Origin of the sequence: Streptomyces sp. NPDC048269, from assembly GCF_040652395.1 — a bacterium.
Classification (GTDB): domain Bacteria; phylum Actinomycetota; class Actinomycetes; order Streptomycetales; family Streptomycetaceae; genus Streptomyces.
This window is the reverse complement of the sequence record NZ_JBEZLW010000015.1, coordinates 105,756-127,019: the sequence shown is the minus strand read 5'-3', so window position 1 is coordinate 127,019 and position 21,264 is coordinate 105,756. Positions and strand designations below refer to the sequence as shown.

General features: G+C 74.6%; 19 protein-coding genes. 12 read left to right on the top strand and 7 right to left on the bottom strand.

Annotation, left to right across the window (positions count from 1 at the left end):
* Window positions 1-108 precede the first annotated feature (108 nt).
* Together AB0D48_RS19165 and AB0D48_RS19160 are read left to right on the top strand one after the other, a co-directional pair.
* Entirely contained in the window at window positions 109-699 is a 591-nt protein-coding gene (locus AB0D48_RS19165) for a TetR/AcrR family transcriptional regulator (protein ID WP_362397750.1), read from the top strand.
* Window positions 696-1,622 (top strand): ADP-ribosylglycohydrolase family protein, encoded by a 927-nt coding sequence (locus AB0D48_RS19160; protein ID WP_362397747.1) that lies wholly within the window; start codon window positions 696-698, stop codon window positions 1,620-1,622. The genes AB0D48_RS19165 and AB0D48_RS19160 overlap by 4 nt, the downstream gene beginning before the upstream one ends.
* A gap of 3 nt (window positions 1,623-1,625) precedes the next feature.
* Here the strand turns inward: AB0D48_RS19160 and AB0D48_RS19155 are convergent, their stop codons facing one another.
* A complete protein-coding gene (locus AB0D48_RS19155; RefSeq protein WP_362397744.1) occupies window positions 1,626-2,417 on the bottom strand; it encodes an aspartate/glutamate racemase family protein in 792 nt (263 codons plus the stop codon).
* A gap of 413 nt (window positions 2,418-2,830) precedes the next feature.
* On the opposite strand from AB0D48_RS19155, the gene AB0D48_RS19150 reads away from it, so the two are divergent.
* The 5 genes from AB0D48_RS19150 to AB0D48_RS19130 all read left to right on the top strand — a co-directional run bounded on the left by AB0D48_RS19150 (window position 2,831) and on the right by AB0D48_RS19130 (window position 9,238).
* Window positions 2,831-4,009 carry a glycosyltransferase gene (locus AB0D48_RS19150; protein WP_362397741.1) on the top strand — a complete coding sequence of 393 codons (1,179 nt, stop codon included), beginning with the start codon at window positions 2,831-2,833 and terminating at the stop codon, window positions 4,007-4,009.
* 246 nt (window positions 4,010-4,255) lie between these two features.
* Window positions 4,256-4,762, top strand: coding sequence for a DUF6643 family protein (locus AB0D48_RS19145; protein ID WP_362397739.1), 507 nt, complete (start codon window positions 4,256-4,258; stop codon window positions 4,760-4,762).
* A gap of 55 nt (window positions 4,763-4,817) precedes the next feature.
* Window positions 4,818-5,642: an MOSC N-terminal beta barrel domain-containing protein gene (locus tag AB0D48_RS19140; RefSeq protein ID WP_362397736.1), complete on the top strand. Its 825-nt coding sequence runs from the start codon at window positions 4,818-4,820 to the stop codon at window positions 5,640-5,642.
* A gap of 404 nt (window positions 5,643-6,046) precedes the next feature.
* The gene (locus AB0D48_RS19135) at window positions 6,047-6,646 is read left to right on the top strand and encodes a hypothetical protein (protein WP_362397733.1); all 600 of its coding nucleotides are present in this window, start codon (window positions 6,047-6,049) and stop codon (window positions 6,644-6,646) included.
* Window positions 6,647-6,748: 102 nt separating this feature from the next.
* A complete protein-coding gene (locus tag AB0D48_RS19130) occupies window positions 6,749-9,238 on the top strand; it encodes a right-handed parallel beta-helix repeat-containing protein (RefSeq protein ID WP_362397730.1) in 2,490 nt (829 codons plus the stop codon).
* On the opposite strand, the gene AB0D48_RS19125 is transcribed toward AB0D48_RS19130, so the two are convergent.
* On the bottom strand, window positions 9,189-11,579 hold the full coding sequence (locus AB0D48_RS19125) for a hypothetical protein (RefSeq protein ID WP_362397871.1): 2,391 nt from the start codon (window positions 11,577-11,579) through the stop codon (window positions 9,189-9,191). The two genes, AB0D48_RS19130 and AB0D48_RS19125, sit on opposite strands and share 50 nt — an antisense overlap.
* A 475-nt stretch (window positions 11,580-12,054) precedes the next feature.
* Between AB0D48_RS19125 and AB0D48_RS19120 the strand changes: the two genes are divergently transcribed.
* Window positions 12,055-12,546 carry an SRPBCC family protein gene (locus AB0D48_RS19120; RefSeq protein ID WP_362397727.1) on the top strand — a complete coding sequence of 164 codons (492 nt, stop codon included), beginning with the start codon at window positions 12,055-12,057 and terminating at the stop codon, window positions 12,544-12,546.
* A 356-nt stretch (window positions 12,547-12,902) separates the two neighbouring features.
* On the opposite strand, the gene AB0D48_RS19115 is transcribed toward AB0D48_RS19120, so the two are convergent.
* Window positions 12,903-14,039 carry a PLP-dependent cysteine synthase family protein gene (locus tag AB0D48_RS19115; protein WP_362397724.1) on the bottom strand — a complete coding sequence of 379 codons (1,137 nt, stop codon included), beginning with the start codon at window positions 14,037-14,039 and terminating at the stop codon, window positions 12,903-12,905.
* Window positions 14,040-14,237: 198 nt separating this feature from the next.
* On the opposite strand from AB0D48_RS19115, the gene AB0D48_RS19110 reads away from it, so the two are divergent.
* Window positions 14,238-14,786, top strand: a complete 549-nt coding sequence (locus tag AB0D48_RS19110) for an ATP-binding protein (protein ID WP_362397722.1) — start codon at window positions 14,238-14,240, stop codon at window positions 14,784-14,786.
* Between the two features lie 182 nt (window positions 14,787-14,968).
* On the opposite strand, the gene AB0D48_RS19105 is transcribed toward AB0D48_RS19110, so the two are convergent.
* On the bottom strand, window positions 14,969-16,285 hold the full coding sequence (locus tag AB0D48_RS19105; protein WP_362397719.1) for an ROK family protein: 1,317 nt from the start codon (window positions 16,283-16,285) through the stop codon (window positions 14,969-14,971).
* A 42-nt stretch (window positions 16,286-16,327) separates the two neighbouring features.
* The gene (locus AB0D48_RS19100; RefSeq protein ID WP_362397717.1) at window positions 16,328-16,993 is read right to left on the bottom strand and encodes an alpha-ketoglutarate-dependent dioxygenase AlkB; all 666 of its coding nucleotides are present in this window, start codon (window positions 16,991-16,993) and stop codon (window positions 16,328-16,330) included.
* A gap of 38 nt (window positions 16,994-17,031) precedes the next feature.
* Here AB0D48_RS19100 and AB0D48_RS19095 point away from each other — a divergent pair, with 38 nt between their 5' ends.
* Both AB0D48_RS19095 and AB0D48_RS19090 read left to right on the top strand, forming a co-directional pair.
* Window positions 17,032-17,775 carry a maleylpyruvate isomerase family mycothiol-dependent enzyme gene (locus tag AB0D48_RS19095; RefSeq protein WP_362397715.1) on the top strand — a complete coding sequence of 248 codons (744 nt, stop codon included), beginning with the start codon at window positions 17,032-17,034 and terminating at the stop codon, window positions 17,773-17,775.
* A 108-nt stretch (window positions 17,776-17,883) separates the two neighbouring features.
* Complete coding sequence (locus AB0D48_RS19090) at window positions 17,884-18,354, top strand: hypothetical protein (RefSeq protein ID WP_362397712.1); 471 nt, start codon at window positions 17,884-17,886, stop codon at window positions 18,352-18,354.
* A gap of 224 nt (window positions 18,355-18,578) precedes the next feature.
* On the opposite strand, the gene AB0D48_RS19085 is transcribed toward AB0D48_RS19090, so the two are convergent.
* Window positions 18,579-19,562: a spherulation-specific family 4 protein gene (locus AB0D48_RS19085; protein WP_362397709.1), complete on the bottom strand. Its 984-nt coding sequence runs from the start codon at window positions 19,560-19,562 to the stop codon at window positions 18,579-18,581.
* Between the two features lie 346 nt (window positions 19,563-19,908).
* Entirely contained in the window at window positions 19,909-20,607 is a 699-nt protein-coding gene (locus tag AB0D48_RS19080) for a TetR/AcrR family transcriptional regulator (protein WP_362397706.1), read from the bottom strand.
* 153 nt (window positions 20,608-20,760) lie between these two features.
* On the opposite strand from AB0D48_RS19080, the gene AB0D48_RS19075 reads away from it, so the two are divergent.
* The gene (locus AB0D48_RS19075) at window positions 20,761-21,222 is read left to right on the top strand and encodes a nitroreductase/quinone reductase family protein (protein ID WP_362397703.1); all 462 of its coding nucleotides are present in this window, start codon (window positions 20,761-20,763) and stop codon (window positions 21,220-21,222) included.
* Window positions 21,223-21,264 lie beyond the last annotated feature (42 nt).

The window sequence follows — 21,264 nt, the reverse complement described above, 5'->3', positions numbered from 1 at the left end:
CCCTGTAGCCACGGCCAACCAACCCCTTCCCGCCCACCTCACGACCGGGCGATCACCACAGCCGTGGTACTACATCTGTGGTACCACGGCCGTGGTTATGCTGGCAACGTGAATCAGGACCGGAGGGACCGGCTGCGGGACGCGGCGATCGCCGTACTGGCCGAGGCGGGCGGGCGCGGGCTGACACACCGGGCCGTCGACGCGGCCGCCGCCGTGCCCACGGGCACGGCCAAGAACTACTTCCCGACCCGCGACGCGCTGCTGCGGGCCGTGGCCGAACGCTGCCTGGAGCAGTACCGGGCGATGGCCGCCGCCCTGGCGGGGGCCGGCCCCGGACCGGCCGACGCACGGGAACTCGCGGCGCTGCTGGCGGGGCTGCTGCGGGATGTGGCCGGTCCGGGGCGGCCGCGCGTCCTGGCCTATCTGGAGCTGCAGACCGAGGCGACCCGGCGGCCCTGGCTGGCCACACTGCTGGACCCGATCGCGGCTTCGGACTTCGCGTCGTACGCGTACCTGCTGCGCGCTGCGGGACTGCCGGCGGCGCCCGAGCAGGCTCGCGCGCTCACCCTCGCCCTGCACGGCACTATCCCCCACCTGCTGGCCGGCACTCCGGACACACTGGCCGCGGCCGGCCTGGACGACCTCGACCTCTTCACCCGTGGCCTGCTGGCCTCCGTATGCGCCCGGGAGGCGCGGTGACCTCCCGGCTCGACCGGGCCGTGGGCGCCGTACTCGGCTCGGCGGCGGGCGACGCGCTGGGCGCGCCGTACGAGTTCGGGCCGCCGGGGCAACTCGGCACGCGCGGCGAGGAGATGCGGGGCGGCGGCGGGTGGGATCCGGGCGAGGCGACGGACGACACGCAGATGGCGGTCCTGGTCGGCGAGTCCCTGCTGGAGTGCAGGGGTCTCGAACTCCCGGACGTCTTCGGACGGTTCCAGCGGTGGGCGGCCGGCCGGCCCAAGGACATCGGCCTCCAGACTGAGGACGTACTGACGAACGGCGAGCCCTGGGACCTCGCGGCCGCCCTGCACTTCCAGCTCAACGCCCGGGCGGCGGGCAACGGTTCGCTGATGCGCGCGGCCACCTCGGCGGTCTATTTCGCGGGAGCCGGACGCGACGGGACCATGGACGCCGCCCGGCGGATCGCGGCGCTGACGCACGGCGACCGGGCCGCCTGGGAGGGCACCGCCGTTCTGCACGAGCTGGTGCGCGTGGCCCTGGACGGCGCCGACCCGCTGGCCGCCCTGCCCGCGACGCTCGCCGCGGTCCACCCGGACCACCGCGAGCGGTACGGACGTGTACTGGACCCCGCGTGGCACCCCGGCCTGGCGACCGAGTTCAACGGGGCGGTGTGGCCCTGCCTGGGCTCGGCGGTGTGGGCGCTCCGGACGACGGGCGGATTCGCGGAGGCGGTACGGGCCGCCGTGGACCTGGGCGGGGACACCGACACGGTGGCCGCGGTGACCGGAGCCCTTGCCGGGGCCCGCTACGGGGAACGGGCGATCCCGGAGCACTGGACGACCGCGCTGCACGTACCGCTGCCCGGGTTCGGGGACCGGGTCCTGGGCGCGGACGATCTGCGCGGGCTGGCCCGGCGGCTGGCGTCGGCCGGGCCCGGCTGAGGGTCAGCCGACGGCCGCGCCCTGGGCCGCGAGCAGCCGCCCCTCGGCGTACCCGAGTGCGGCGGCCGGAAGGGTCCCGAGGCGCCCGCTGCGCAGGACGGTCAGGCTGCCGGTAACGGGCAGGGCCGGCTCGGGGCGGGTACCGATCCGCCGCAGCGCCTGGACGGCGACGGCCTCGGCGGAACCGTGGAAGACCAGCTCCGCGCCCCGCGTCCGGGCGGTCAAGGCGGCCCGGATCGCGGCCTCGACCAGCTCGTAGTGCGTGCAGCCGAGCACGACGTCGGTGACGTCGGCCGGCGTCAGGGCGGCGGCCGCGGCGACGGCGGCCGTCACGGCGGCTTCGTCGGCGGCCTCCACGGCGTCGGCGAGCCCGGGACAGGGCACCTCGGTGACGCGGACACCGGTGGCGAACTCGCTGATCAGTCCGCGCTGGTAGGGGCTACCGGTGGTGGCGGGGGTGGCCCAGATCGCCACGCGCCCGCCGGCGGCCGCGGCGGGCTTGATCGCCGGTACGGTCCCGATGACCGGAATGCCCGGTTCCAGCTCGGCCCGCAGGGTGGGCAGGCTGTGCACGGAGGCGGTGTTGCAGGCCACGATCAGCGCGTCGGGGCGGTGCGCGGCGGCGGCCCGGGCGACGTCGAGGGCCCGCCCGGTGAGGTCGGCGGGGGTCCGCGGTCCCCAGGGCATCCCGTCGGGGTCGTTGGACACGACCAGATCCGCGTCCGGCCGCAGCCGCCGCACCGCCGCGGCCGCCGCGAGGAGGCCGATTCCGGAGTCCATGAGCGCGATCTTCACCCGCCCACCTTAGTCGACACCCCCTCCGGACCCCCTCCCCCGACCCCCGACACCCTCCCGGCCCGCCCCGCCGCGCCCCTGCCCACCGCCCGCGCCGTGGTGGACCGCCGGCAGCCCGACCGCGGCCGGCCGTCCCGCGCCCCCGCCGCACCCCGGTGCTCCGCAAGGCACCCGTGGGAAACCCCCGGCGACCACGGCCCGGCCGCCGAGGCCCACCGCACCCCCGGGTAGGTCGAGGCTCGCGCGGCCCGGCACACCGACCACGGCCCGGCCGCCGAGGCCCACCGCACCCCCGGGCAAGCCGAGGCTCGCGCGGCCCGGCACACCGACCACGGCCCGGCCGCCGAGGCCCCGCCGCACCCGGTGTGGGCGGGATGCGCGACACGCCCCGCGCGGCCCGGCACACTGCCGCCATGGGCCTCCTCACCGCCGCCTGCGCGGCCTACGCCTCCCTTGCCGCCTGGCTCTGGCTCACCCTCGCCCAGGGCATGTTCTGGCGTACCGACGTCCGCCTCCCCCCGCGCACCGCCCCCGCCCGCTGGCCTTCCGTCGCGATCGTCGTCCCGGCGCGGGACGAGGCCGAGGTGCTGCCCCGCAGCCTGCCCTCCCTCATCGCCCAGGACTATCCCGGCGAAGCCGAGGTCGTCCTGGTCGACGACGGCAGCACCGACGGGACCGGCGCCCTCGCCCAGCGCCTCGCCCGTGAACATCCCGGGCTCCCGCTCACCGTCACCTCGCCCGGCGACCCCGCCCCCGGCTGGACCGGCAAGCTCTGGGCCCTGCGCCACGGCATCGCGCTGGCCCGCACCGCGCACGCCACCGAGCCCGACTACCTCCTCCTCACCGACGCCGACATCGCGCACGAGCCCGACAGCCTCCGCGAGCTGGTCTCCGCCGCGACCTCCGCCGACCTCGACCTCGTCTCCCAGATGGCCCGGCTCCGCGTCGTCGGCCTCTGGGAGCGGCTCGTCGTACCCGCCTTCGTGTACTTCTTCGCCCAGCTCTACCCGTTCCGCTGGATCAACCGCCCCACCGCCCGCACCGCGGCGGCCGCCGGCGGCTGCGTCTTGCTGCGCACCGACACAGCCGTGCGGGCCGGCGTCCCCGACGTCATCCGCCAGGCCGTCATCGACGACGTCTCGCTCGCCCGCGCGGTCCAGCGCTCCGGCGGCCGGATCTGGCTCGGACTGGCGGAGCGCGTCGACAGTGTGCGCCCCTACCCCGCGCTCGGCGACCTGTGGCGGATGGTCTCGCGCAGCGCCTACGCCCAACTGCGCCACCAGCCCCTCCTGCTCGCCGGGACGGTCGCGGGCCTGGCGCTCGTCTACCTCGTGCCCCCGGCCGCCCTCCTCGCGGGGCTCGCGACCGGGCACCCGGCGATCGCGTGGGCCGGTGGCCTGGCCTGGCTGCTGATGGCCGGCACCTACCTGCCGATGCTCCGCCACTACGGGCAGCCCGCCGCCCTCGCACCGCTGCTTCCGTTCACCGCACTGCTGTACCTCCTGATGACCGTCGACTCAGCCGTCCAGCACTACCGGGGGCGCGGCGCGGCATGGAAGGGCCGTACCTATGCCCGGCCCAGCGACGCCTGAAACGGCGAACTACTGCCCGAAACAGTGTCATCCGAGGTCACCGGCTTGTGACGCTGCGTCAGCACCAAGTCGGTGCACTGCACAACCGGTGAGTACGAGTGGGAACAAGATGGGGTGGAAGTGGCGAATCGTGCACGTGAACGCCAATTGAAAGCTGTGGCCCTGACCTGCGAATATGCAGGTCAGGGCGGTGTTCGGAGCACCTCGCTATGGACCCCGTGAAGTCGTGGGCTTAACTTAGGTCCCATGACCTCCCCCCGCTCCACTTATGGCGGCGGTTACTACTCCGCGCCCTCCTTCCCGGACACCCCCATCTACGACTCCCTCGTCGCCGAACGCGGCACTCCGCAGATCGCCCCGATCCGCGTCCCTGCCGCCTACGACTCCCCGAGCGCCGGGTATTCGAGCGGTGGGTACCTGCCGGCCCTCGCGTCCTCGCTGCCGGCGCTGCCGCCGGCGATGCCGCAGCAGCAGTCCCCGGCGTACGGCTACCCGTACCAGCAGCAGGGCACACCGCAGCCGATGCCGCTTCAGCACGCTCCCGCCCCCTACATCCCGCAGCAGCAGCCGATGGCCGCCCGCGCGGGATACATGCCGCAGCCCCAGCCGCAGCAGCCCCGTCCGGTCGCCGCGGCCACCGGGTACGAGGCCATGCGCCCGGCCGCGCCGCGTCCGATGCAGGCGCCCGCGCCGGTGCCGGCCGCCTCGTACGAAGACCCGTACGGCCGCCCGTACCAGGGGCGCGGCTACTGACGGAGGAGCGTCAATCCGCTGGGGCGGTGGAGGGGGCGGCTGGCAGGATGCCCCCATGTCGAACTTGCATGTCCAGGCGCTTCACGTCCATCCCGTCAAATCAGTAGCGGGGACCGCTCCCGACGAGGTGGCCGTGGAGCCCTGGGGGCTGTCCGGGGACCGGCGGTGGGCGCTGGTCGACTCCGGGGGAACCGTCATCACCCAACGTCAGCAGCCGCGGCTGGCCTTGGCCACGGCCCGTCCGGCGGACGGCGGCCGGATCGCGGTGTCGGCGCCCGGCATGACGGAACTGGTCGTGGAGGTACCCGGACCGGGGACGCTGGAGCCGGTCGTGCTGTTCGGGAAGAAGGTCGAGACCGTCGTCGCGGCGAGCGCCGCGGCCGACTGGTTCAGCACGTACCTCGGGGTGCCGGCACGGCTGGTGCACCTGGACGATCCGGCCGTACGACGGCCCGTGGATCCGGACTACGCCCTGCCGGGCGAAACGGTCAGCCTAGCCGACGCGTATCCGTTGCTGATCACGACCCTGGCCTCGCTGGACGCGCTCAACGCGCTGATCGCGCAGGGGGATCATCCGCAGGAGGGCCCGCTGCCGATGAACCGGTTCCGCCCCAATGTGGTGGTCGCCGGGGCGGAGGCCTGGGCGGAGGACGGCTGGCAGCGCGTCGCGATCGGCGATGCCGTCTTCCGCGGGGTCCGGGAGTGCGGACGGTGCATCGTCACGACCACCGACCAGGGGACGGCGGAACGTGGCAAGGAGCCGCTGAAGACCCTGGCCGTGCACCGGCGGATCGGGAAGTCGCTGGCGTTCGGGCGGCAGCTGGTGCCGGTGCGGCTGGGGACGGTGCGCGTCGGTGACGAGGTCCGGATCCTGGAATGACGCGTCGCGAACGCCCCGGCAGGAACGACTCGTCGCGAGAGACCGGTCGCGGAAGAGCTCTCGCGAACGGCCTGCCGCAGACGGCCTGTCGCTAACGACCGTCACCCATGACCGTCACGAATGACCAGTCGTGCGGCCGTGGAAGGCCGCCGGAATGACACCTTCGGGGGGCTCCGCCCCCGGGCTGGAACCAACCGGTGCGACCACGCCGTTGGAGCAGTCAGGACAGGTGAAGACCCGGGGGATTCGGCACGGGCACCGGCGCATGACCAGCGCCGGGGACCGGCACCGGATCGGGTGACACAGGTCCCGCGCGTCCCGGAATGCGCGTCTTCGGGGCATGCGGAAGGCTTGGACGCGCAGGCAGACGGAGGCGAAGGGGGTGCCGGACCGTGTGGACAGCAATGGGTGTGTGGCGTTGGCGGCGCAATCCGCTGCGCCGGCCGACCGATCTCTTCGAGGCGTGGGTGGCGTTCGCCGCGCTGGTGTGCGTCCTGCTGGTGGCTCCGGCCATCGGCTGGGTCGCGGGTGTGCAGGTGGACGGGACGCTGCAGCGGGCCGCGCGGGAACAGCGGCAGGAGCGGCATCTCGTTCCGGCGGTGGTGGTCCGGCCGGCCCGGGAACCGGCGGCGGACGCGTCGGCCGATCCCTCCCCGCAGCAGACGGCCCCGCACCGTACGCAGATCGTGGCCTCGTGGACCGCTCCCGACGGCAGCAGTCACGAGGGCACGGTGCCGGCGGCGGAGGAACCGCCGCGCCCCGGCGAGCGGTTCCGGATATGGACCGATGCGCACGGCAGGCTGGTGGGGCAGCCGCTCGACCCGTCCTCGGCCGCCGTCCACGCGGGGGTGGCGGGCCTGGCCGCGGCGATGGCGGCGGCCGTACTGGTCGAGACGGTCCGCCGGCTGGTCGTACGGCGGCTCATGCATCGGCGGTACATACGGCTGGACCGCGCGTGGGCGGCGGCCGGGCCGGACTGGGGCCGGGCGGGCGCGGGCAGTTGACCTGGCAACTCACCGGCCCCGCGCGCGCTACGGTGGACCGGCCAGACCAGACCGTCCGCACATGCGGCGCGGCGAGTAAGAGGGTGGGGGCACGACAGCACCATGGCTCAGGGCACGGTCCAGGTGACGCACGGCGGGGCTTCGCGATGGCGGCGCCGCTCCGGTGAGTACCCGACGCTGGCGGCGGCTCTGGCCGTCGCGGGCGACGGGGACGTGCTGTCCATCTCTCCCGGCACCTACCGGGAGAACCTGGTGCTGCACCATGCCGTCACCCTGCGCGGGCCGGAGGGCGGCCTGGGGTCGGTGCGGATCGCCCCGCTCGACGGGGTCGCGCTGACCGTGCGCGCCTCGGCCGTGGTCCAGGACCTGCACCTGGAGGGCCAGGACCGGGCCGCTCCCGCACTGCTCGTGGAGGAAGGCGCTCCCGAGCTCACCGATCTGCGGGTGAGCACGCGGTCCGCGGCCGGCATCGAGGTACGCGGCACCGGGGCCCGGCCCCTGGTGCGGCGGTGCACGGTGGAGAATCCGACCGGGGTCGGGATCGCCGTACTGGACGGCGGCGGCGGGGTGTTCGAGGAGTGCGAGGTCGTCGCCGCCGGGCAGACCGGGATCTCGGTGCGCGGCGGCGGCCGCCCCCGGCTGGAGCGCTGCCGGATCCACCACGCCACGGGCGCGGGCATCGGGGTCACGGGCGAGGGTTCGGGCCTGGAGGCGCTTGGCTGCGAGGTGTACGAGATCAAGGGCACAGGCGTGCAGATCGCGGCCCGCGCCACGGCCCGGCTCACGGACTGCGCGGTGCACCGCACCACGGCCGACGGGGTCACCCTCGACACCGACGCGGTACTCACCCTGGCCGGCTGCGACATCCACGACATCCCGGAGAACGCGGTCGACCTGCGGTCCCGTTCGGTGCTCACGCTCAGCCGCACCACGGTGCGCCGCTTCGGGCGCAACGGGCTGTCGGTGTGGGACCCGGGGACCAGGGTCGACGCCGATTCCTGCGAGATCCACGAGAGCACCGGCGACTATCCGGCGGTGTGGATCAGTGACGGGGCCGCCGTCTCGCTCGACTCCTGCCGGGTACACGACGTGCCGGACGCCCTGTTCGTCCTGGACCGGGGTTCGCGCGTCGACGTGGTCGACAGCGACCTGTCCCAGGTGCGCAACACCGCGGTGTCGGTGAGCGACGGGGCCACAGCGCAGCTCGACGACTGCCGGATCCGCGAGGCGGCCACCGGTGCCTGGTTCCGCGACCACGGCAGCGGGGGCACCCTCGCCAACTGCACCATCGACGCCGTGCAGACCGGCGTGATCGTCACGAAGGGCGCCGACCCCACCCTGGAGCGGTGCACGGTCACCTCCCCCGCCGAGGCGGGGTTCTACGTGTCGGCGGGCGGCCGCGGCACCTTCACGGCCTGCCGCGTGACGGGCAGTTCCGGCTTCGGCTTCCACGTCCTCGACGGCTGCCGCACCACCCTGGCGCGCTGTCACACCGAGCGCTGTGCGCGCGGGGGTTACGAGTTCCCGGAGGACGGGCCGGTCGCCGAGGACTGCACCGGCGACGGGCCAGCCGTCAGGGCGGCGGCCCAGGGGGCCTCGGGCGCGTTCGCCGGGGCGCACGCGGGGATCCGTACGATCGCCGCCGGGCAGAGCCCCGTACTCCGGGCGGCGGAGGTACCGCCGGCGCGGCCCGCCGGCCCGCCGGACGGCGGGGCGACGGCGGCGACGGCGACGGCGACGGCGACGGCGACCACTACGGCACCCGCGGCAGCCCGGGGCTCGGGTGAGGTACTCGGCCAGCTCGACGCGCTGGTCGGCCTCGACAGCGTCAAGCGTGAGGTACGTGCGCTCACCGACATGATCGAGGTGGGCCGGCGGCGGCAACGGGCGGGCCTCAAGGCCGCGTCGGTGCGCCGGCACCTGGTCTTCACCGGCTCCCCCGGCACGGGCAAGACCACGGTCGCCCGGCTGTACGGGGAGATCCTCGCCTCCCTCGGGGTGCTGGAGCGCGGACACCTCGTCGAGGTGTCCCGCGTGGACCTGGTCGGCGAGCACATCGGGTCCACCGCGATCCGCACCCAGGAGGCCTTCGACCGGGCGCGCGGCGGGGTGCTGTTCATCGACGAGGCGTACGCGCTGGCGCCGGAGGACTCGGGCCGGGACTTCGGCCGCGAGGCGATCGACACCCTGGTCAAGCTGATGGAGGACCACCGCGAGGCGGTGGTGGTGATCGTCGCCGGGTACACGGCGGAGATGGACCGTTTCCTCACCGTGAACCCGGGTGTGGCCTCACGGTTCTCCCGGACCATCACCTTCGGCGACTACGGGCCCGGGGAACTGCTGCGGATCGTGGAACAGCAGGCGGAGGAGCACGAGTACCGGCTCGGAGAGGGCACGGCCGAGGCGCTGCTGACGTACTTCACGGAGCTGCCCAAGGGACCGGCCTTCGGCAACGGCCGCACCGCGCGCCAAACCTTCGAGTCGATGGTGGAGCGGCACGCGGGGCGGGTGGCCCAGCTCTCGGAGCCGAGCAAGGACGAACTCACCCTGCTGTTCCCGGCGGATCTGCCGGGACAGCCCGCACCTTGCTGAGGCGCTGACCCGGTACTCCCCCGGCTACCTCCCCCGGACTCCGTCCGGGGGGACCCCCAGGGCGGGGCTCCCAGGCCCCTGCCGCCGCGTCCAGGCGCGCGAGCAGGGCGGCGCGTTCGGCGGCGAAGGCCGGATCGGCCTGGTAGTCGGAGTGGCCGAGGATCGGCGCGGGCAGCGGGTGGCGGGCGCTGCGGCCGTAGGCGAGCGGGTCGGCCAGCGGGCCGCGGTCCACGCCTTCCCGCGTGCCGGGCAGGACCGGGCCGCCGATGGGGTCGGTGGCCCGCCACAGGTTGCGCCAGCAGTCGACGTCCCGGTGCAGCGCGGTGAGCGGGACGCGGCCGAAGTAGGCGGGGAACCAGCGGCCGTAGAGGCGGCCGAGCGGGGAGCCGTACGTGAGCAGGGCGACCCGGCGGCGGACGGGCGGCGGCAGCTGCCAGACGGCAGCCGCGGCGAGCACGCTGCCCTGGGAGTGGCCGGAGATCACCAGGCGGCCGCCGGTGCGGCCGGTCCAGCCGGTCATCCGCCAGGTCAGGTCGGGGACGGCGCGCTCGGCGTAGCAGGGCGGCGCGAACGGGTGGGCGGCGCGCGGCCAGAAGGTGCCCACGTCCCACAGGATGCCGATGGTGCGGCGGGCGGCGGGGTCCCGGTAGGCGCGGCGGCCCCAGGTGACGAAGAGGACGAAGCCGAAGCCGATGAGCCAGGACCCGGCGTCCTGAGCGGCGCGCGCGGCGCCTTCCAGCAGCGGCCCGGTCCCGCGTGCCGCCTCACCCGGAACCCGGCCGCTGAGCCAGGCTCCGGCTAGCGCGCCCGCACCGAGCAGCAGGGTGATCCCGGAAACGGCCCCCACGAACCACGGGGCGGAGTCGGTGAGCGCGGCGGCGGCCCGGGCCCCGGCGATCCGGCGACTGCGGGCCCCGTCCGGCGTCTCTCCCGGGTACTCGGCGCCGACCGTCACGGCGAGCCGGCGCCGGGCCCGGGCTCCGCGCCCCGCGAACCAGGCGGCGAGCAGGGCCAGTACGAGGAGGAGCGGGGGCAGCACGGCAGCCTGCCATGACAGCAGTACGGGCGGCCCGGGCAGCGGCGCTCCGGCCATTCCGGGGGTGGCTCCCCCGTCCAGCCAGTCGGCGACGCGCTGGGCGACCCCGCCGGACATCACCCCGCCGAGCGCGCAGCCGAGCATGGCGACGGCGGGCCCGCCGAGGCCGTGCAGGGCGGCGGCCGGGTCGGGGGCCCGGCGGTGCAGGTACGCGGCGACGCCGGTGAGGGCGAGCACGCACACGCCCTGGCCCAGCATCAGGACCCCGAACGCGAAGTCCCCGGGGAGCCGCCCGGCGGAGGTCCAGCCGGGCCGCGGCCAGCAGGCGTACAGGAGGACGGCGGCGAGGAGCGCGAGGGCGGCGCCGGGCAGCAGGGTGACGGCGGCCCGGTCGAGCCGGTGGTCTGCCCGTGCCTCGGTGCGGCCGCGCCGGCAGACGACCCAGGCCACGGTGAGTCCCCCGGCGACGAGCAGCGACTGGGCAGCCCAGCCCAGGACTTCGAGTACGGCGGAACCGGCCCCGCGGTCGTGGCGAGCGGTGGGTGCGGCGACGGCCGCGGCCACGGTGAGCAGCCCGGCGGCGGTGTGCGCGGCGCGCAGCCGGGCCACGAGCCGTCGCCCGTACCAGAATCCGGGGCGGCCGAGCGCGGGCGCGGTGTCCGACGCGGTGTCCGGGTCGGCGGCGCCGGCGGGCGGCGGGTGGGACTCGTAGGCGCTCCAGGTGCGGTTCGACAGGAACCAGAGCAGCCCGGTCAGCGCGGCGGGGACCAGGGCCGCGAGGGCGAGCCGCCTCCCGGGCCGTGCCCACCAGCCGCCGCCGGGCGCGAGGAAGCGGAGCCAGGAGCGGGAGCCGGTGCAGCTGCCGGAGCCCGCGCACTGCCAGGCGACCAGGTCGAGCGCGACCTCGCAGGCGGCCGCGATCAGCAGCACGGTCAGGCTGAGCGCGAGGATCCGTACGAGCACCCCGTACGTGCGCACCGTGCGCGGCGCTGGGTCGGCGGCGGGCGTGGCCGGGCGGGCCCAGTGGGCGAGGTTGGCCACCATGAAGGGCAGGAGCAGCAGCCACAGCGCGCGGGCGCCGTTGCCGGAGGTGAGCCGGGACCAGCAGTAGGCCTCGGGGACGGGCCGCCCCCGGTAGTGCTCGGGGTGGGCCTCGGCGTCGGCGTCCTCGGTGCGACGGAAGACGGCCGCGGTGGAGTCGCCGGTGACGCGCACGGTGCGGGGGTCGCCGAGCAGCTCGGCGGGGGCGGCGCCGGCGACGCCGTGGACCAGGAGTTCGAGGGCGAGCGGCGGTTCTGGGGCCAGCGGCGGGCCGGGAGACGGCGGTGCGGGAGCCGGCGGCCGCTCGGCATCGAGGGGCGGTCGGGGAGCCGGCGGTTCGGGGGTTGGCGGCCGTTCAGGGGCCGGCGGCCGTTCAGGGGCGACGGACGGTCGGGGAGCCAGGGAGGGTCGGGGAGCCGAGGGGGGTTCGGGGCTGGGGGCTTCCGGCAAGGCGGCCTCCGCTCGCGGGGCGTGATCGGCGCGGCTCCAGCATCCCGCGCCGCGTGCCGCCTGCCCAGCCCCCGCGCCGCGGGTTTCGGGGCCGGAGCGGACATCTGACTGCCGGTCAGTTATGGTGGCGCCGCGCCACACTCGTGTTCCGCCCACACCCGCGGTCCGCCCGCACTCGCGTTCCCCCCACACTCGTGTTCCGCCCGCACTCGTGTTCCGCCCGCACTCGTGTTCCGCCCGGCCTCGTTTCCGCACCCGCCTTCCGTACACCGCCCCAGGGGGTAACGCCATGGCTCTGCGCCGACTCCGCCCGGTGGGGCTGGACTTCATCGACGACGCGCCGGTGCGGCTGGTCTTCGCCGCGCAGACCGCTGCCGCGCCCGAGGCCGTGTACGCGGCACTGGCGGAGGAGGTCGACGGCTGGCCGCGGTGGTTCAGGGCGGTCACGCTGGCCCGCCCCACGCACGGCGGCGCGGGCCGCGAGATCAAGCTGATGGGCGGAGTGCGCTTCCAGGAAACGATCATGGCCGCGGACCCCGAGCAGCGTTACGCGTACCGGGTCGACGAGACCAACGCCCGGGGAGTCCGCGCCCTGTTGGAGGAGTGGCGGCTGACACCCGCCGGCTCGGGCACCCACGTCCGCTGGACGTTCGCCGCGGACGGGCCCGCCGCCTTCCGACTGGCCCTCGCCGCTGCCCGCCCGGGCCTGGGCCACTCCTTCCGCACGGCGGTCCGTACGCTCGACGGTCGCCTCACCGTACGGCGCGGGGCGGAGCAGTAGTCCCCGTCCCGTCATCCGGTGCGCGGCGGGACGTCGCTCACCTCGCCGGAGCGGTGGCGGCTCGTACACGCCGACGGCGACGCCCGCACCCCGCTCCCGATCCGCCTCGTGTTCCCCGCACCCGCCCGGGCCCGCCGCCCGCCCGCCCCGTCGGAGCGCCGGATGCCTGGCGACCAGATCCCCGCACCCGGCCGCCGTCCGGCCGCACCTCGGACGGCGCCATCGCGGCGCGCACCACGTGATCGGCCCCCGTCAGGGCTTCCCCCGGTTCGCCGCCGGCTCACGGGCCCGCACGACGGAGCCGGCCGACTCCCGGCCGAACACGGGGACTTCACCCGCGGCGGGGCACGGTACGGTCAGGCCGCGGGCTCGCGCCAGACGCCCGTGGTCAGCAGTGCCTCGATCGTCTGCGTGTACGGGGCGATGTCGAGCCCCTGCGCGGCCAGCCACGCGTCGGAGTAGTACTTGTCCAGGTAGCGGTCGCCCGGGTCGCACAGCAGGGTGACGACACTGCCCGTACGGCCCTCGGCCACCATCTCCGAGATGATCTTCAGCGCGCTCCACAGACCGGTGCCGGTCGAGCCGCCCGCCTTGCGTCCCAGGGCCGCCTCCAGCGCGCGGCAGGCGGCGACGCTCGCCGCGTCCGGGACCTTCATCATCCGGTCTATTGCACCCGGAACGAAGCTCGGCTCCATGCGCGGCCGGCCGATGCCCTCGATGCGCGAGCCGCAATCGCTGCTCGCGTCCGGGTCGTTGCGGGTCCAGCCGTCGAAGAAACAGGAGTTCTCCGGGTCCGGGACACAGATGCGGGTGTCGTGCTGCATGTAGTGCACGTAGCGCGCGATGGTCGCGGAGGTGCCGCCGGTGCCGGCGGTGGCCACGATCCAGGCGGGCTCGGGGAAACGTTCCAGCCGCAGCTGCTGGTACATCGATTCCGCGATGTTGTTGTTGCCGCGCCAGTCGGTGGCCCGCTCCGCGTACGTGAACTGGTCCATGTAGTGGCCGCCGGTACGCGCGGCCAACTCCGCCGACGCCTCGTACATCTTCATCGAGTCGTCCACGAAGTGGCACTCGCCGCCGTGGAATTCGATGAGGCGGCACTTCTCCGGGCTGGTCGTACGCGGCATGACGGCGATGAACGGCACGCCGATCAGCTTGGCGAAGTACGCCTCGGAGACGGCGGTGGAGCCGGACGAGGCCTCGATGACCGGACGGCCGGGGCGGATCCAGCCGTTGCAGAGGGCGTAGAGGAACAGCGAGCGGGCGAGGCGGTGCTTGAGGGAGCCCGTCGGGTGCGTGGACTCGTCCTTGAGGTAGAGGTCGATGCCCCAGGCCTCGGGGAGCGGGAAGCGCAGCAGGTGGGTGTCCGCGGAGCGGTTGGCGTCCGCCTGGACCTTGCGGACGGCCTCCTTCAGCCAGGCGCGGTAGTCCGCGTCGCTGCGGTCGACGTCGATGGTGGCGGCAGTCGTACCGCTGGTGCCGGTGGTGCTCATGCGCCGTGCTCCTTCGTGCGTGTATTAACCCCCTGCTTTCGCAATGTACCTCCCTCACCTGCACAAACAGTCACTTTGGGGTTCCATGCGAATCGCTTTCGGTCGCGTTCGGTTGCACTGTGGAGCACCGTGGGTGACCCTGGTGGAGCATTACCGAGGGTGCAGCACCCGTAACACTCATGTCGGGGAGTCGCAGCCGTGATCAGTCATTCCCGCAGGCACTGCGTCGTCGAACTGCAGGCGCTGCCGTCGCGCATAGGCCAGATTCGCAGAATCGTTTCTGCGCAGTTGCGCCACTGGCAGCTCGATCCGCTCATCGACCGGGCCGCGCTCGGCGTGACGGAACTGCTGAGCAACGTCCACCGCCACGCGCAACCGGACAAGACCTGCACCGTCGAGATCGAATACCGCCTCGGGCGGCTCACGGTCTCGGTCATCGACAGCGATCCGCGGCTCCCGGTGCTCCGGGCGGGAGAGGCGGACTCACTGGAGACCTGCGGGCGCGGGCTCGCCCTCGTGGAGGCGGTCAGCGAGGCCTGGGGCGCCCGGCACCAGCCGGACGGTCCGGGCAAGGTGGTGTGGTTCTCGCTCACGGCGGCCCCCGCGCCGACGGCTCCGGCGCATCCGGTACGGCTCCGGACCAAGCCCGTACGGGAACCCGCCCGGACCACGATCGTCGCCGTGGACCCGGTGGCCGTGTCGACAGGCCTGTCGGTACCGGCGCCGGTCGGCGTCAGGCCCGGGTAGCGCACGGCCGGCGGCAGCCCCGCCCCGGTGGCCTGACCGAGCCGGGCCGGGCCGGGACGGGCTCAACCGAGCCGGATCGAGCCGGACCGGGCCGGGCCGGGCTCAACCGAGCCGGATCGAGCCGGACCGGGCCGGGCCGGGCCCAAACCGTGCTGGTCCGACCCCGGGGCCTCACGGCGCCCCTAGGCCGCGGCCCCCAACGCCCCCAACGGGTCGTCGAGCACCGGCTGCCACGCCAGCTCCGCCGCGCCGACCAGGCTGTTGTGGTCCAGGGTGCAGGGCAGGATCGGCACGCCTCCGCTGCGCCCCCAGAGGCTACGGTCCGCGACCACCGCGCGCAGCCGTTCCGGGTCGGCGTGCAGCAGCTCCCGGTGCAGCCCGCCCAGGATGATCCGGTCCGGGTTCAGGATGTTCACCAGGCCCGCGAGGCCGAGCCCGAGCCGGTCGATGAGCTCCTCGGCGGCCGCCCGTACCGCCGGCTCCGCGTACTCCGCGCTCAGCAGGTCGCGGGCCTGCTGGAGCAGCGACACCTCGGGACCCGGCGTGCGCCCCGCCGCCGTCAGGAAGGCCAGCGGGTCCGCCTCCACGTCCAGGCAGCCGCGGCTGCCGCAGTGGCAGGGCCGTCCCTCGGGATTCACCGTGAGGTGGCCGACCTCCAGGGCCAGGCCCGAGCTCCCGCTGTGCAGGCGGCCGTCCAGCACCAGCGCCCCGCCGACCCCGCGGTGCCCGGTGGCCACGCACAGCAGGTGCTGCGCGCTGCGCCCGGCGCCGTGCCGGTGCTCGGCGAGGGCAGCGAGGTTGACGTCGTTCCCGGTCAGGGCCGGGCCGTCGATGCCGGCCGCCTTCACGCACTCCGCGAAGACGGCCCGTACGGGGGCACCGGGCGGCCAGGCCAGGTGCAGCGGGTTCAGCGCCGTACCTTCCGGCTCGGCGACCGCGGAGGGGACCGCGAGCCCCGCGCCGATGCAGCGCCGGCCGGTCTCCGCGAGCAGGGCGGCTCCGGCCTCCACCACCGCGCCGAGCACCTGTGCCGGGTCGGCGGAGACGGTGAGTTTGCCGGGGGCGGTGGCCACGATGCGGCCTCCGAGACCGACCAGCGCGGCCCGGAACCCGTCGGCGTGCACCTGCGCGGCCAGTGCCACGGGGCCGTTCTCGTCGACCGAGAGGCGGTGCGAGGGGCGGCCCTGGGTGCCGCCCGCGCCGCCGGGGCGGGAGTCGACGCGGATCAGCCCGAGCGCCTCCAGCTCGGCGGCGACCGCCCCGGCGGTCGCGCGGGTGACCCCGAGCTCGGCCGTGAGGACGGCCCGGGTCGGGGCGCGGCCGGTGTGGACCAGCTCCAGCGCCGGGCCGAGTGCGCTGCGGCCACGCTCCAGCTTGGTCCTCGTGGAAGCCGAAGAAGCCGACCCGGCCGAAGAAACCGAAGAAGCCGACGAAGCCGACGAAGCCGTGGACACCGTGGTCACATCCCCCACCCGCTGCGGGGCCCCGTTGCCGTTCATGGCATCGATCCTCGCATGGTCGCAGGGCGCCGGACGCCGCCGTCAGGTGTTGTCCGGGCCGAGTCCGCCGACCCGGAGCGTGATGTTGAGCCGGCCGGTCAGCCCGAGCCCTTCCGGGGCGGTGCCCGGCAGGACCTTCGGCACCCCGTGATAGGCCAGTCGGCTCGAATCGCCGAAGACGAACAGGTCCCCGCTGCGCAGCTCGACATCGCGGTACGGCCGTCCGCGCGAGACGGTGTTCCCGAAGCGGAAGACGCAGGCGTCGCCAAGGCTGAGCGAGACCACCGGCGCCGCGGACCGCTCCTCGGCGTCGCGGTGCATGCCCATGCGGGAGTCGCCGTCGTAGAAGTTGATCAGAGCGATGTCGTACGCGACCTCGCTCCCCGGGAGCTCCCCGTACGCGGCGGCCACCGCTTCCCGCCCCAGCTCGGCGAGCCATGCGGGCATCGGTTTGACGGGGGCCCCGTCGCCGTCGACGGCGGTGCGGGCGTAGCCGTACGGGTACCAGTGCAGCCCGAGGCACACCTGCCGGGCGCTCATCGTGCCGCCGCCTGGAGTGTGCACGGTGCGCAGGCCGGCGGGCGGGCGGGCCCACTCGCGGCAGGCGGCCAGCAACTCCCGCTGCCGCGCGGGGGCGAGCCAGTCGGGCACGTGCACGGCACCGGGGGCGATCACGGTCCGCTCGCGCGGGAAGAGTTCCCGGTCCATTCCCCCATTGTCGCGGGCCTGCTGACAGACTTCCCCGCATGGAGATCACCACATTCGTGAAGACGCTGGAACGGGACGGGCAGCTGCTCGCCGAGCTGGCGGAAGAAGCCGGTACGGACGCCCGTGTTCCCACGTGTCCGGGGTGGCACGTCACCGATCTGCTGCGGCACACCGGCTCGGTGCACCGCTGGGCGGCCGGGTACGTCGAGGAGGGACTGCTGGAGCGGATGCCGTTCCCGGACGCTCCGGAGCTGGCCGGCGCGGAACTGCTCGCCTGGTTCCGCGAAGGGCACGCCGCCCTGGTCCGCGCCCTGGGCGAGGCACCGGACGATCTGCAGAGCTGGACCTTCCTGCCGACCGCGCCGGCCTCGCCGCGGGCGTTCTGGGCGCGGCGCCAGGCCCATGAGACGGCCGTGCACCGGATGGACGCCGAGGCGGCGCTCGGCGTCGCGTTCTCGCCGGTGGCGGCCGAGTTCGCGGAGGACGGGGTGGACGAGCTGCTGACCGGCTTCCACGCGCGGCCGCGCAGCCGGGTGCGGACCCCGGAGCCCCGGGTGCTGCGTGTCAGGGCCGCGGACACGGGCGCGGCGTGGACCGTACATCTGTCGTCCGAGCCGCCGCGGACGGTGCTGGGTGCCACGGACGACGCGGTCGACTGCGAGGTGACCGGGGAGGCCGCCTGGCTGTACGCGGCGCTGTGGAACCGGTTGCCGCTGGCGGGTCCGGGGGTGACCGGGGACCTGGCGCTGGCCCGGTTGTGGACCGAGACCGCCGGGATCTGAGGCCCAGGGAGGGCGGCGGCGGGCGCAAGGGGGCGGACAGGTAGGGTCGGCTGCCTCAATCGATCATGGGGGGCAGTCGATGTCATATCCTCAGCGCGGTCCGCCGCGGTGCTCGCCGTCGCTCTGGCGGCGTTCACCGTCTCCTGCAGCGCGGAGCCGGCGACGCCGCCCGCCGACCCGGCCGCCGCGGCGCCCTCGGCGTCCGCGTCCCAGGCAGCCGCGAGCCCGGCGGCCTCGAGCCCGGCGGCCGGGGCGTCTCCCACGGCCGTCCCGGCCGAGAAGGTGCGGGACGCGTTCGCCGGTCTCCAGGCGACGCTGGACGATTCGTGCACCCCGGGCAACTGCGCGTACTTCCTCGGCCGGGTCCACGACGAACTCCACCGCATGGACCGCGCGATGAAGGCCGACCCGAAGGGGCCCGGCCATTTCCCCGAGCCGATCGACCTGATCGCGAAGCTCGACAAGGAACTCGGCGGGGACCGCTCCTTCGAGAACCTGAAGAAGCACCAGACGTCGCTGATCGACACCCGGGACAAGATCAACACCTGGATGCAGGCCCACCCGGACGACTACCGCTGATCCGACGGCGCACGGCGGCCGGCCTCGGCGCCTGGGTCGGCGCCCGCGTCGGCGCCTGCATCGGCCTCGGCGCCCCTGCGTCGGCCGCCTGTTCGTCTCACGCCGCGCGCCGTACGAACGCAGGGGCCGCAGCCTGCCGGCCACCGTCGATGAGCGGCGGAGCGCGTCCCGGACGGTGATGTAACCGTGCACCTCTTCGCCGCACCGGCCTGGAACGCGGAACCTCAGCCGAGGCCGGCGGCGTAGGCGGTCTGGGCGCCGTACTTCCATGCCGGGCCTGTGTTCCAGGGATTGGGCATGGCCGCGCTGGTCGCGTACGCGTAGCCCGCACCGCGGTCGAAGGCCGTACGCAGGGTCGTGCGCATCGCCCCGGCGTCCGGGACGTCGTGGACCAGGTGCCAGAACGCCGTGCCGCTCGGGTCGAGTTCGGTGCCGGCGCGGTAGCCGGTGAGCGGGTCGAAGACGTTGCCGCCGAGCCAGCCGCCGCCGGTGTACGCGGCGTACGTGTCCTCGTACGTGACGAAGACGTCCGCGGTCCGGCGGCCCGGCTCCAAGTAGCAGTCGGCTATGGCCGTGCCCGGGTTGTTGACGACCAGCGGGGACGCGGCCGGGTCGACGGCGCGCATGGTGTCCTCCACGTGGCGGCGGAGCTCCGCGTAGTGGTCGCGGGTGGCGTTGCCGGGACCGCAGTCGCGGCTGACGACGTCGAAGAACACGCCGTCGACGTGGAGGCGGCCGTCGGGGGTCTTGAGGTAGTTGTCGACGGACGCCTTGACGGCGGCGGCGTCCCGGTTGCCGTGGTCGGTGTGGACGTAGCCGAGGACCTTGGTCTTCTCGCCGATGGCTGTGGTGCCGCGTCGCAGGGCGTCGGCGCGGGCCCGCCACGGGGCGTCGAACGGGGAGTCGCCGTTGCCGGGGTTGAGGACCACCACGGAGGCGGCCGGGCCGGTGGCGGTGAGGTCGGCCAGCATCTCGTCGTTCGCCCAGACGTACGCGGGGACGCCGATGTCCAGGCCCCGCACGCCCGGCATCCGTGGCGCGGGGGGTGCGGGGGTCGCGGCGGGGGCCGGGGCCGGTGGGGGCGCGGCCGCCGACCGGCCTGCGGGCGCTGGTTCGGCGGTGTGCGCCGGCGCCGTGACCGCGGGCGCCGGCGCGGCCAGTAAGACGGTCACCAGGACTGCGTACACGGCCTTCGCGGCGCGGGGCATGACTGTTCCTCCGGCGGCGGCAGGGGGTTCGACCCCAGGAACACTAGACGGGCGCCCCCAGGGTCAAGACTGAACCGCCCACATTCGTACGAGGAACAGACAAGCGACCTGTCGCCCCATCACGTGAATTCCCGTCAGGATCAGCCGTCAGGATCCTCTTCGGGGGCCCTGGGCCCTGCCGTCGAAGGAGCGCCGGTCAGACCGTGGCGTCCCGCGCCGCGCCTCGCAGGGCGCAGGGGCGCCCGAATACCGGGACGCATCGGGGTGCCCCGACAACGCGGCGTGGGGTGGTGCCGCGCGTCGCGGGCCGGGCGGGACTTCGACAACAGGGCCTGGGGGACTGCCGTCATACGGCGGGCAGTCCGACCCCGTGGGCCAGCTGGCCGGCGGCGTGCGCGAAGAAGACGGCCCGGTCCTCGACCACGCGGTTGAACTGGCCGAACAGCTCGAAGGAGATGAGACCGACCAGCTGCGCCCAGGCGGCGACCAGGGCGGCCGTGACCTCCGGGGGCAGTCCTTCGGCGAAGTCGGCGGTCATCCGCACGGCCTCCGGGCGCAGGGCATCCGGCAGCGGCGGCAGCGCGAGGCCGCGGCCCTCGTAGGCGGCGCGGACGACGGCGATGAAGACGTTCCCGACGCGGGAGGCGGGGCCGACGGTGTCGAGGGGGGCACTGTAGCCGGGGACCGGGGAACCGTAGATGAGGGCGTACTCGTGCGGGTGCTCCAGCGCCCAGGCGCGGACGGCCTCGCAGACCGCGATCCAGCGGGCGCGGGGCGGCTGCCCGGCGGCGAGGGCGCGGGTGTCCGCCTCTTCGGCCGCCGCGCCGACGCTGTCGTACGCGTCGACGATGAGGGCGGTGAGCAGCTCGTCGCGACTGGGGAAGTACCGGTAGAGGGCGGAGGAGACCATGCCCAGTTCTCGGGCGACGGCGCGCAGGGAGAGTTTGGCGGCGCCCTCGGCGGCGAGCCTGCGGCGTGCCTCGTCCTTGATGGCGGCGGTGACCTCGATGCGGGCCCGCTCCCTGGCCCCTCGCACGGTGTTCATGCGTGTCAGTGTGCCATGCACCTGGAGCACTGCCCAAGAATCGGATCCCTGCTCTATTGAGAGAGCACTGCTCTTGTTTTGGTGCGCCGATCCGTGCACACTGTTCTCAAGCGAGAGCAGTGCTCTCTCAATGAGCCGGCCCCGGAGGTCACCATGAATGCGTCGCCCGAGCCGTACTACGCCAAGGCCAGCCCGCTCGACGTCCGCTTCAACGCGTTCCTCGGCAAGCTCGCGCGGCTCGGCATCAGCCTGGCCGGCACCGCCGAGCTGTCGGTCCGCGGCCGCGAGTCCGGCGAGATGCAGCGAATCCCGGTGAACCCGCACACGTACGAGGGCGCGCAGTACCTGGTCTCGGCCCGCGGCCACTCCCAGTGGGTCCGCAACATGCGGGCGGCGGGCGGCGGCGAGCTGCGCGTGGGGCGCAAGGTGCGGCCCTTCACCGCCACCGAGATCACCGACCCCGTCCAGCAGGCCGCCATCCTGCGCGCCTACCTGGAGAAGTGGGGCTGGGAGGTCAACCGCTTCTTCCAGGGGGTCACCGCGAAGTCCTCCGACGCGGAGCTCCAGGAGGCCGCCGGCGACCACCCGGTCTTCCGGATCACGGTGTCGAACTGACCGGCGGCCCCCGGCGTGGGCACGGGCCCGCGCAGCAGCGGC